The organism is Arenibacter sp. F20364 (assembly GCF_023015905.1).
GTDB lineage: Bacteria > Bacteroidota > Bacteroidia > Flavobacteriales > Flavobacteriaceae > Arenibacter.
Genome location: NZ_JALKBD010000016.1, coordinates 117,321 through 128,135, shown reverse-complemented (window position 1 = coordinate 128,135; position 10,815 = coordinate 117,321). Strand labels below are relative to the sequence as shown.

General features: G+C 39.0%; 11 protein-coding genes. All 11 read right to left on the bottom strand.

What is annotated here, in order from left to right; genetic code table 11:
• Positions 1-401: 401 nt before the first annotated feature.
• Entirely contained in the window at positions 402-1,190 is a 789-nt protein-coding gene (locus MWU84_RS14515) for an anti-sigma factor (protein ID WP_246902623.1), read from the bottom strand.
• A 1-nt stretch (position 1,191) separates the two neighbouring features.
• Complete coding sequence (locus MWU84_RS14510; protein WP_246902620.1) at positions 1,192-1,725, bottom strand: sigma-70 family RNA polymerase sigma factor; 534 nt, start codon at positions 1,723-1,725, stop codon at positions 1,192-1,194.
• Positions 1,726-1,795: 70 nt separating this feature from the next.
• Entirely contained in the window at positions 1,796-2,383 is a 588-nt protein-coding gene (locus MWU84_RS14505; protein WP_246902619.1) for a superoxide dismutase family protein, read from the bottom strand.
• A 256-nt stretch (positions 2,384-2,639) separates the two neighbouring features.
• Entirely contained in the window at positions 2,640-3,281 is a 642-nt protein-coding gene (locus MWU84_RS14500; RefSeq protein WP_246902617.1) for a hypothetical protein, read from the bottom strand.
• 121 nt (positions 3,282-3,402) lie between these two features.
• Entirely contained in the window at positions 3,403-4,620 is a 1,218-nt protein-coding gene (locus tag MWU84_RS14495) for a bifunctional alpha/beta hydrolase/OsmC family protein (RefSeq protein WP_246902615.1), read from the bottom strand.
• Positions 4,621-4,624: 4 nt separating this feature from the next.
• A complete protein-coding gene (locus MWU84_RS14490; protein WP_246902613.1) occupies positions 4,625-5,308 on the bottom strand; it encodes a DUF2490 domain-containing protein in 684 nt (227 codons plus the stop codon).
• A 230-nt stretch (positions 5,309-5,538) separates the two neighbouring features.
• The gene (locus MWU84_RS14485; protein ID WP_246902611.1) at positions 5,539-6,915 is read right to left on the bottom strand and encodes an amidohydrolase family protein; all 1,377 of its coding nucleotides are present in this window, start codon (positions 6,913-6,915) and stop codon (positions 5,539-5,541) included.
• 112 nt (positions 6,916-7,027) lie between these two features.
• A complete protein-coding gene (locus tag MWU84_RS14480) occupies positions 7,028-7,762 on the bottom strand; it encodes an NYN domain-containing protein (protein WP_246902609.1) in 735 nt (244 codons plus the stop codon).
• 49 nt (positions 7,763-7,811) lie between these two features.
• Positions 7,812-8,381 carry a YdeI/OmpD-associated family protein gene (locus MWU84_RS14475; protein ID WP_246902601.1) on the bottom strand — a complete coding sequence of 190 codons (570 nt, stop codon included), beginning with the start codon at positions 8,379-8,381 and terminating at the stop codon, positions 7,812-7,814.
• A 2-nt stretch (positions 8,382-8,383) separates the two neighbouring features.
• Positions 8,384-10,006, bottom strand: coding sequence for a M1 family metallopeptidase (locus MWU84_RS14470; RefSeq protein WP_246902599.1), 1,623 nt, complete (start codon positions 10,004-10,006; stop codon positions 8,384-8,386).
• The gene (locus MWU84_RS14465) at positions 10,003-10,791 is read right to left on the bottom strand and encodes a dienelactone hydrolase family protein (protein WP_246902597.1); all 789 of its coding nucleotides are present in this window, start codon (positions 10,789-10,791) and stop codon (positions 10,003-10,005) included. The genes MWU84_RS14470 and MWU84_RS14465 overlap by 4 nt, the downstream gene beginning before the upstream one ends.
• Positions 10,792-10,815: the final 24 nt, after the last annotated feature.

Sequence of the window (10,815 nt, the reverse complement as noted above, 5' to 3'; positions counted from 1 at the left end):
AAAACTAAATTTCAAAATGACAAAGAACGAAATAGGCTTAATGGGCCAAATTTATTTAATTTTTAAAACGTCCCAATTTTAATGGGACACTAGTGATTTAATTTTAAAGATTAACGTATAAGGGTCAAGTTTAGGCCCTTTTCTGAATAAACAATTGTTAAATTCATTCAAAAAAGTAGATTTTTAGATCATTTGTTACCTAATAGACCTTTTTTAAGAATTTTAAGGACCAAGCTATATTAAAAGAAGAAAATATACTTTAATAAACGCCCCCTCTTGTGTCCAAATAGGACTACGAAAGCGGTTTTATAAACTCAATTTAATGACATAAAAAAGGTTTGTAAGGAACAATTCGCCACAAACCTTTTAAAATTATTGCTATAATAGACAATACTTAACTTCTATGATGTTGCCACCCCTAAAGTATATAACTGTTCCAAATTAGGGGAATCACTACCGCCTGCTGGTTCCAAAGTAATTCCAAAGGCCTCGGACTCATTGGGGTTGGCCAAGGCAAATACCTTATTATCATCCTCAACAAAATCCTCTAACAGACCCATACTGGTTGGTGTCAACGGATCTAGTTTCAAGGACCACACTTGGTAAACAAAACCATCTGGAGGGTCGGGTAAGCCTTGAGCATCTATAAATACTTTCTTTTCCTGCTTGTTCCAATAAGCTTTTGCATAGGAGGTAGGGGAGGCGGTCTGCCCACCAAGGGCTACTACCGTTATATTCTTGTCTCGAATGGTTTTCAATAGATCCTCCGTTTTTTCCAAAGAATTTTGGGAATCGGCAATCTGTTGTTCCATAACCTTATTTTCAGTGGTAACCACTTTCAGATCTAACTTCAATTGGTCGTTCTTTTGATAAAGCCATATAAGGCCTGCCAAAAACAACAAGGACGCCGCCCAGCCCAAATAGGCCGTCCAACTTACTTTTCGCTTTATAGGCTCGGTTATGGCTACACCTGTCCTGGCCATTCTATTTTGAATATCCCCAAATCCTTTTGTCCCCGTTGAAACGGATTTGGTCAATGACAAAACAGAAGCTTCAATGTCCTCTATTTCCTTTTTTATCTCGGGATACTTCTCCGCATTCAGATACACCTCTAAATTTTCTAGTTCAGAAAGAGTCCCTGCAACGTAAAGTTCCAATATACCTGATGATATGTATTCCTTTGTATCCATATTATAATGCCATGTTGGTCCTTATTTGGGCAATACAGCTTCTATTTCTAGTTTTAACCGTTCCCAATGGAATATCCAATTCTTTTGATACTTCCTTCTGTGTAAGGCCCTTAAAGTAAAGTAACTCTATAATCTCAACACACTTTTCCTTTAAATTTAGCAATAGTTTCTTTAACCCGATGATATCTTCATTGCCACCTTCACTATCTTCCATACTTCCCAAAATACCTACGAAGTAATCAGCAGAAAGGTTCTTTTTACTGTTTTTGTACGACTTACTGCGAATTTCATCGATGGCTGCATTCCTAGCAATATTTAGTACCCATGTAAAGAATCGGCCTTTGGAGGCATTATAGCTCTCGGCATTGTTCCAAACCTTCATAAATACATCCTGACAAATCTCTTCGGCAACATCAGTATTCTTTACAATAGTATTTATTACACCACAGATATTTTCGGAATACATATTGTACAGCTTTTGAAAAGCTGCAGCATCCTTTTTTTGAAATTGTTCTACAATTACATCTAATTCCATTCAAGAATTTTTTTAAAGATAAAAAAAGCTGCTCAATAAGCAGCTTTATAAATTTGTGTCAAAAAAGTAACTACTCAATAATCCCGGCACAACTTACTCTTCCTCCAGCATCACCGGTGGGTTGGGTAACAAAATCATCTACCCCCTGGTGTACTATAACTCCTTTTCCTATAATATTTTTGGTCTCGTCTTCGCACCCCAAACACCATTGTTCAGTTGAAAATTCGACTTTTGCCTTCCCTTCGGTATCTGCTGTGAAATTCCCAATATCGCCCCTGTGATAGCCCTCTGCCGAACCCCATTTTCCGTGGGCAGCAAAGGTGGGATTCCAATGTCCTCCTGTAGATTTTCCATCGGCCGAAGAACAGTCTGCTTTTTCATGAATATGAATGGCATGCTCCCCAGGAGTTAATCCCGTCAAAGTAGCTTTCATGTAAACCGTTCCATCTTCTTGCGTAAAACCAATTTCTCCCTTAACATTACTATCACTTTTTGGTTCCAGCGAAAATTTAAGGGTTTTAACCTCAACTTCTTCCTTTATGTCCTTCGCCATTGCTTCAACACCTTCCTTCGCTTCCTTGGCTTCTTTTTTTACTTCTTTACATCCATAGGCCGTAATGAAAAGAAGTACCAAGGACAAAAATTTTATCTTTTTCATGTTACTGTATTTTTTCATTATTCCTAAAATTACGAAATAAGCTAACTGTTGTCAAGATGGGCATTGATATGAGGTATTATTCGGATTATTTGAGTTAAAAACAATCCTATGTGAATATAAAATCCCCGTATTTGACGGAAGCAAACACGGGGATTCCATTTATAACCATTGTTTAAAATTTCAGAAAGAGGATATTTTCAATGGGGACTATCCAATCTCCTGTCACTATCTTAATAAGAGAAGGATTTCTATAAAATTATTTTTTTTGTAAAAGGACATCGGCATGTACAGCGACATCACTCCAAGTTTTGCTAACACCATCCTTCCCTGTGTGCAGGACTTCGCAGGCTTTGTTTATGGATGCCACCGCATCTAATGCATCCCAGTTTTCCAAATTCATAACACCGCTAAAAGAATGTCTGTTATCACCAGACATTTCATGTTCTAGGGGAATATTTGCCGTTTTACCGTTTAAGGTAACGTCTATTGAACATTTATCCTGACCTGAAACCTTAAATACCCCTGAAATAAGTTCTGTATTATCCATAACACCGAAAAAGAATTCCAAAATCTTGGGATCTCTGGTTCCGGTAGCGTCATTGGTGAACAAGCTGCTTACTGGAATACTAAAAGTGGTACCATTAAGGGCTTCCATTACGGTACTGCCCTCATTGGAATTGGTAATGTTAATTTTGGTGAACTTACCACCAACAGGCAATTTTTCGGTGGTCTTATAGGCCGTAAAACTTACTTTGGTAGAATCTTTGACAACACTGAATTTTTCGGAAGAGGTGGCCTCCAATTCTACGGCACCACCATCTTGCCCTTTTTTGGCATCCTTACAGCTTATCCCTGTAATTAAAAGTAAACCCAAGCATGCAAAAGCTATTTTTTTCATGATATTTTATTTGAAATATTAGGCCTAAAGTTAAGCATAAAAAATATTGTCGAACAATTCTTTAAAATGAATTAATCATATTTTAATAAAGCCCTCCAATTTTGGACAGTATATTGGAAGTTTACTTGTTCAACAATGTAGTGGCGATGTTTATTTCGCTTTTTAAGGTTTTGTGAACCGGGCATTTGTCTGCAATCTCCATTATTCGTGCAATTTGTTTATCATCCAGGTCTCCAGTTAGTTTGATCTCTCTCTGAAACGTATCTATTTTTGCCTCGCTTGAATCACAGTTCGTGCAATCGGCTGCATGTAATTTTTGATAGGAGGTATGCACTTCCACATTTTCTAAAGGCCATTTTTTTCTTTTGACATACATCTGTATCGTCATTGCCGTACAGGCCGATAGGCCAGCGGAAACCAATTCGTAAGGAGAGGGACCAAAATTGTTTCCTCCATATGAAACAGGCTCGTCTGCGGTGATATAATGACTACCTACCTTCATTTGAGTAGTAAATCCATCCGAAGCATCCAAACTGGACACTACTTCCCGTTCGGTTTCCAAAGCTATGGCCCCGGGCATCTCCAAATACCTTTTGGACCATTTTCCAATAATTTCTCCGGTATAGGAGGCGTCTTTGGGGTTACTAAGCAAATGGTCCGCCCCATCAAGGGAAACAAAGCTTTTTGGATGGTGCGACCTAATATAAATCTCCTCTGCATTTTTAATTTCCACAATATTGTCCTGTGGCGAGTGAAGAATCAAAATAGATTTTCCGATATTCTTTAAAGTTTCCTGGAAAGATTGTGATTTTAAATCTTCCAAAAACTGCTTTTTTATGGTAAAGCTCCTACCTCCAATATTGACCTCAGCAGTTCCTTTGTCCGTTATGGTTTCAATATCATCTTTAAAAATATGTTTTACATGTAACGGATCGGATGGTGCTCCTATAGTTGCAATGGCCTTTATAGAGGATATTTGTTGCGCGGCAAGAATTGCCGCCGCTCCTCCCAAGGAATGGCCAATAATCAATGTTGGTGAAATGTAATGCTCTTCCAAATATTTGGCCGCTTCCAATAAATCTTCCACATTTCCTGAAAAATTGGAATCTGAAAATTCACCCTCACTTTCTCCAAGACCTGTAAAGTCGAATCGCAAAACCCCAAAGCCATCGGCTGTAAGGGCCCGACTTATATTCCTTATAGCTGTAAGGTTTTTGTTACAGGTAAAACAATGGGCAAAAAGCACAAAATTATGTGGGTGTTGATTGGCAGGAAGCGATATGCGACCTACCAAGGTTTCACCATTCCCATTTTTAAAACTTACTTTTTGATGGTTCATGATATTATTTTTTCTTCAGTACACTCCTTAAGTCGGGATTATAGGTAACACCTATCTGAAGTCGGTCATAATGTGCCCCTGAAAAATGATTTTTCAGATAGCCCGCCTGCACGCTCAAATTTTCCGTAACGTTGATACCCAAAGCGGCATAGAGTCGGTTTTGCCCAAAAATATCATCCTGGAGATTGATAAAGATTTCATCATAGAAGTTAAGAAAAAAGGTATTGGTCAAAGGAAGGGTCATCTGCAAACGATACCGCATCCGATGTTGCACATCGTTACTATCCCCAAAATCCAAAAAACGTTGTTCCAAGGTATACCTATGCTCAAAGTTAAATTCCCACACCTTGTTCTTTAGGAAAAACCGTTCAAAAATTCGGTGTTCAATAGAATTCGTTTCATCAGGAAATTCTTCAAAACTGCCGTCAGTAACTATATAACCGTATCCAAAAGTGGCCCATGCGTTGGGGTCAATATGATAGTTTAATCCAGTACGCAAAAGTAATTGATTGAAATTTTTGGCCTGTTCATAATATCGTAACTGTGCTTCTGTGTGGATACTTAATTTATTGCTGATCTTGTTGGTCCCGAAATACATATGCCAGGATCCCAACTTGTTTTCCCCATTTTCTTGTGCCTCTACTGTGAACACTGATATAAGCATCAGCAAGCCTAAAATTTTCCTCATAATGTTAAGTCGTTTCTTTCTATTGTTTTTAAATCTATTATCTAATTTTCTTTTTTATCGAATCTGTCCTACTTCTGGCCCAAAAATACATTTTCTACGGAAATTCCTGATTTTTGGGATATCCGTTAAAATAGGATCCGTTGATTCCCGATTCCGACTCGATGTTGGAATCCGAAATCATGAATACATCTTTTAAATCCGGTTTGTGATTTTTGTTGGACTAACGGATATTAATTGTCTTTGGCATTATATGCTATTTCCTTTAACTTCTCAGCTATGGTTTCTTTGGACAACCATTTTCCCCGGACCATAACACCCGCAATTTCTTTTAGGGCAGAAATATCTTTTAAGGGATCGGAATTCAATAATACCAAATCTGCATCCAGACCTTCTTTTATAGATCCAAAGGTCCCCTCCATCCCAAAGAAATTGGCCGGATTAATAGTACCCGATTGTAAAATTTCCAAGGGGGTAAGTCCTGCCTCCTTCATTCCTTCCGTCTCATGATGAATGGAAAAGCCTGGAACGTTGAACAATTGGGGCGCATCCGAACCTAATAATAGTCCGTGCCCATTCTCCTGTAGTTTACTTATCAACATTCTCCTAATGACCGTAAATTGCTTCCATTGCTCCTCATTGAAACCAGTTTCAGGTTTGGTAGATTCGTCTTTTCTTCTCTTCCAATCCGCTAAAGTGGAAGCTGGCATATATTTCATTTCAGGTTGCTTCAACAATTCATCCGAACTTATGGGGGCAAACCATCTCTCAAACAAACTTTGTGTAGGTACTACCCATACTTGGTTCTTTTTGGAAAGTTCCACCAATTCATCAATTTTGGAAATATCGGCCAAAGGGGTAAAGGCATAGCCGAAAAATCCATTGGAGGACGGATCAACCTCTTCTGAATCCGGCACAAGCCCTTCCAAGTAACCATCTACATGGTCTATGGAAGCATAATTGCTTTCCAAGGCATGACGTATGCCCACCATCACCGGCACGTGGCCAGAAAAGGGAATATTAAGGTCATTGGCCGTTTCCACCATTTGATCAAAGACGTCCAGTTGCATCCCGGGATGAATTTTAAGAAAATCGTACCCCTTATTCTTATAAGCGGTAACTTTTTCCACCGCCTCCTCCTTGGTGGTAACTGAATTACCGTTAAATGATGGACTTGAAGTAAAAATCCGGGGGCTCAAAACTTCCCCTTTTAATGCCTTTTCCCTTAATACCAGATGGGTAGGATGGCCCAACATTCCCCTAATGGTAGTAATGCCATTGGATAGGTATAAAAATAACGTTTCCTCAATGCGGGCATCACTTGTAGGAGGTTGGGGAATATGCGCGTGCATTTCCGCAAGTCCTGGAATAAGAAATTGGTCCTTGCCAGGAATTATAGTAACATAATCATCGGCATTTTCGACCGATTCGACTATTGTCTTAATCGTCCCGGAATCGATCACCACTTGGCGATTTTCTAAGATGCTTCCATTATTGACATCCACTATATTGACATCGGTGATCAGTATAGCAGTAGGGCTAATATTTTTCTTTTTCGGAGCACAGGCAAGAAAAACCGCAAAACAAAGAAGTAAACTAATTTTTTTCATTTCGATATAGGTTTTTGTTTGTACATATTAAGTCTACGCATTTAAGGAAGGGAAACAATTAAAGATAATTTTTTATTCCCAATTTAAATATTTGGCCTTGCACTAAAAGATACTATCTATTTCTGACGTAAATCAATTTAAACCTTCCCTTGACATTTTCACGTTGGTCTATTTCAAAGTTTTTGATCGACTTAATCAAGGGTGTCAATTTTTGAAAACCGTAGTTCCTGGAATCAAAATTAGGCTGCTTCTTCTGAAGTAGGCTACCTACATCTCCCAAGAAAGCCCAACCATCCTCATCGGCAAGGTCGGAAATAGTGGAAGCAATAAGCTTAATTTCCTTCTGGGTAATCTTATCCACATTGTCTTTCTTACCTCTCCTGCTATCCGCTGATTCGGAAGAGCTTTCCTCTGATTGATTTTTTAGAATCTCTATATAAATAAACTTATCGCAAGCCACAATAAAAGGATTGGGGGTTTTCTTTTCCCCAATACCTATTACATTCATACCGGCCTCCCTTAACCTAGTGGCCAAGCGTGTAAAATCGCTATCACTGGAAACAATACAAAAACCACTAACCTTATTGGAATACAAAATATCCATGGCATCAATGATCATAGCAGAATCGGTAGCGTTTTTACCCGTGGTGTATGCATATTGTTGTATGGGAGTAATGGCATTCTCCAGTAAAAGATTCTTCCATTTGGCCAATTTAGGGTTGGTCCAATCACCATATATTCTTTTTATAGTGGGGTTTCCGTATTTGGCAATTTCTTCCATCATCTCCTTTACATAGGCTGAGGGAATATTGTCTCCATCTATCAGTACTGCTAGATTTATTTCCATTTAATATTTTTATTGAATTTAGTATTTCACGTAGCTGAGCATTTAATGATCATTCACGTGTCTTTTTGTTTTCCTTGCAGAGCGATATAATCTCAGTAATCCGCCTCTGTCTAGTGTCTGCCCGTTTGGCTTGTTTAAGCCAATAAAGATAACCTTTTCTATAGCTGTTGGCAAAACCTTGGTAGTTAATATAAGCCTTAGGATGCGCATTAAAGGCAAGTTGTAAATCCTCAGGAACAATACCATTTTCCACATCATCCAAGGCATTCCAGGAGCCGTTCGCTTTTGCCTCCTTAATTTTCGCCAACCCACTCGAATGCATTCTTCCAACCTCTATAAGCTCTTTAATATATTTCTTGTTCAATTTACTCCAAACACTTTTTCTATTCCTTGGACAAAAATATTGACGTCGTTTCCCATCACCAAGGCTTTTGACCGTGCTGTCTATCCACCCATAACAAAGGGCAACTTTAACGGCATCTTCCCATCGCATACTGTCTTGTACATGTGAAATCTTATAAAAAATAAGATAAACCCCAGAACAATTTTCGTGATGATCGTGTAGCCATTTGCGCCATTCCTCATCCGTTTTAAAATAGAATTCTTCGGTCCCTTTCAAAATTATATACTTTTAGTGTCCACATAAAAATTTCCATCCACCTCTACAGTTTGAATATCCTCTTCATAGGTTTTTGATTTCCAACCCGCATTGGGGTAATACCAATCTTCCTTACCATTGATACTCATTTTAACGGGCATATCAAAACCACCAACAATATTGGTATATCTGTATCGTAGTTGTTTGTTCTTTACCTCATATTCCAAAATGGGTATCTTAATGGTCCTGAGGTATTGATCAAAAAATTCTGAAAGGTCAATACCGGAACTTTTACTTATATAATCCTCAATTTCTTTTGTGGTAACCGTTTTATGGTAGAATTCTTTGTTGAGCCCCCTAAGGATGGTACGCCATTTTTCATCGTCTTCAAGAAGTTGCCTTAAGGTGTGCAACATATTGGCACCCTTATAGTACATATCTCCCGAACCTTGTTTGTTAACGTTATAAGGGCCAATTATAGGCTTGTCGTTATTAATATTTGCCCTGGTACCCAATACATATTCAGAGGCAGCTTTTTTACCGAAGTGGTAATCTACATACAAGTTTTCCGAATAGGCAGTAAAGCTTTCGTGTATCCACATATCGGCCATATCCTTGTAAGTTATATTATTGGCAAACCACTCATGGCCCGATTCATGGATAAGGATAAAATCGAATTTTAGCCCCCAACCGGTATTGGAAAGGTCCCGGCCCAAATATCCGTTCTGGAACTGATTGCCATAAGTTACCGAACTTTGGTGCTCCATTCCCAGATAAGGTACTTCCACCAACTTATATCCGTCCTCGTAAAAAGGGTAGGGGCCAAACCAGTGTTCAAAGGCTTCCATCATTAATGGGGCCTGCTCAAACTGATGCTTAGCTTTTTCCAGGTTGTCCCTAAGCACATAATAGTCCATCTTCAATTTTCCTTTTTCCCCATTATAGGTTTCGTTAAAATGGACATAATCCCCTATATTGATATTTACCCCATAATTGTTGATGGGGTTGGCCACATACCAATGATAGGTATTACTATCTTTATTTTCTTCCACCTTTAGAAGCCTGCCATTGGAAACATCCATCAAATCTTTTGGAGTTGTAATGCTTATGGCCATACTATCCACCTCGTCGTACATATGATCCTTGTTCGGCCACCAGACACTGGCCCCTAATCCCTGACAGGAAGTTGCTATAAAGTGTTTTCCATTATTGTCCTTTTTCCATGAGAATCCACCGTCCCAGGGAGCACGCACCGCTACCTTGGGATGACCGGAATAAAAGATCTTAACCTCATTTACATCCCCTTTTATCTGTGGTTTTAGCAACCTAACAAAATGGGCATTACCATTCGATGTTATTTTTAGGGTTTCCCCATCTTGGATTGCTTTTTCAATTATTAACGGAGGTTGCAGATCTACTTGAAGCAATTGCTGCTCTTCCAATACAGTATAGCGAATTAGGTTGTTACCAGAAATAAATTTCTCTTCAGGTACTACCTTTACATCCAAATGATAATAATTCAAGTCCCACCAAGAACGTTCCGGAGTAATACTGCCCCTAAGAGAATCCTGTTCGGTAAACGTCGGCTGTTGTGAAAAGGAGGAAAGAGTCCAACCGAACAACAAGCATATCGTTATTTTCTTCATTTTAAAAGCGATATTAATTTTTTCCATGACTTTTCATAGGCCATAGTATTTGGTCCATAGGCTTCTACAGCCCCTCTACTCATAAAGGCATGACCAACACCTTCATAAATATCAAAGGAATAGAGGTTACCATATTCTTTCATTGCCTTTTCAGTATCCGGAATCGTCGCATTTACCCTGTTATCGGCAGCGCCATAAAAGCCATAGACCGGGGATTTGATATCTTTTAAGGTCGATAATTCCTTGGGTGCCGTACCGTAATACACCACCACACTTTCCAAGTTAGGGTTTTGTGTGGCATAGTTGAAACTTTGGGATCCACCCCAACTGAATCCAATTACGGAGATTTTCCGCTTGCCCAATGTATCATTCTCTACATAATTATAGACCATGTTCAAATCTTTTGTCACTTGCTCCTGGTCCAAGGCATAAATGGCTTCCCTAGCTCTATCCGAATTTTCAAAATCGGTCGTTTTTTCAATACCCTCAACGCAATTGGATATCAGGTCCGGGGCGAGGACCAAAAAACCCTGGTCTGCCAACCTAACCGAAAAGCCCCTGATCCATTCGTTTAAGCCTAAACTATCGTGGATTAGGATAACCGTTTTGGTAGCTGTACCATTTTCGGGGTAAACAACCAATGCCTTAAGTACACTTCCGTTATCCCTTTTGAAATCCACCCATTCCTGTTGTCCGGGTGCTTCGGAAAGCTGCTTTGGCCCTTGGGCCGATAAAAACCCGGTAAAACCTAACAGTACAGTAAATAATTGCAATTTTAATCTCATAAAATTTCGTTCTTAATGTCCTAT

What these genes read in the sequence shown, in the direction of transcription:
- MWU84_RS14500 (WP_246902617.1), bottom strand. Translation starts at nt 3,281, where the DNA reads ATGAAAAAAATAGCTTTTGCATGCTTGGGTTTACTTTTAATTACAGGG.
- MWU84_RS14505 (WP_246902619.1), bottom strand. Translation starts at nt 2,383, where the DNA reads ATGAAAAAGATAAAATTTTTGTCCTTGGTACTTCTTTTCATTACGGCC.
- MWU84_RS14465 (WP_246902597.1), bottom strand. Translation starts at nt 10,791, where the DNA reads ATGAGATTAAAATTGCAATTATTTACTGTACTGTTAGGTTTTACCGGG.
- MWU84_RS14510 (WP_246902620.1), bottom strand. Translation starts at nt 1,725, where the DNA reads ATGGAATTAGATGTAATTGTAGAACAATTTCAAAAAAAGGATGCTGCA.
- MWU84_RS14490 (WP_246902613.1), bottom strand. Translation starts at nt 5,308, where the DNA reads ATGAGGAAAATTTTAGGCTTGCTGATGCTTATATCAGTGTTCACAGTA.
- MWU84_RS14485 (WP_246902611.1), bottom strand. Translation starts at nt 6,915, where the DNA reads ATGAAAAAAATTAGTTTACTTCTTTGTTTTGCGGTTTTTCTTGCCTGT.
- MWU84_RS14515 (WP_246902623.1), bottom strand. Translation starts at nt 1,190, where the DNA reads ATGGATACAAAGGAATACATATCATCAGGTATATTGGAACTTTACGTT.
- MWU84_RS14495 (WP_246902615.1), bottom strand. Translation starts at nt 4,620, where the DNA reads ATGAACCATCAAAAAGTAAGTTTTAAAAATGGGAATGGTGAAACCTTG.
- MWU84_RS14480 (WP_246902609.1), bottom strand. Translation starts at nt 7,762, where the DNA reads ATGGAAATAAATCTAGCAGTACTGATAGATGGAGACAATATTCCCTCA.
- MWU84_RS14470 (WP_246902599.1), bottom strand. Translation starts at nt 10,006, where the DNA reads ATGAAGAAAATAACGATATGCTTGTTGTTCGGTTGGACTCTTTCCTCC.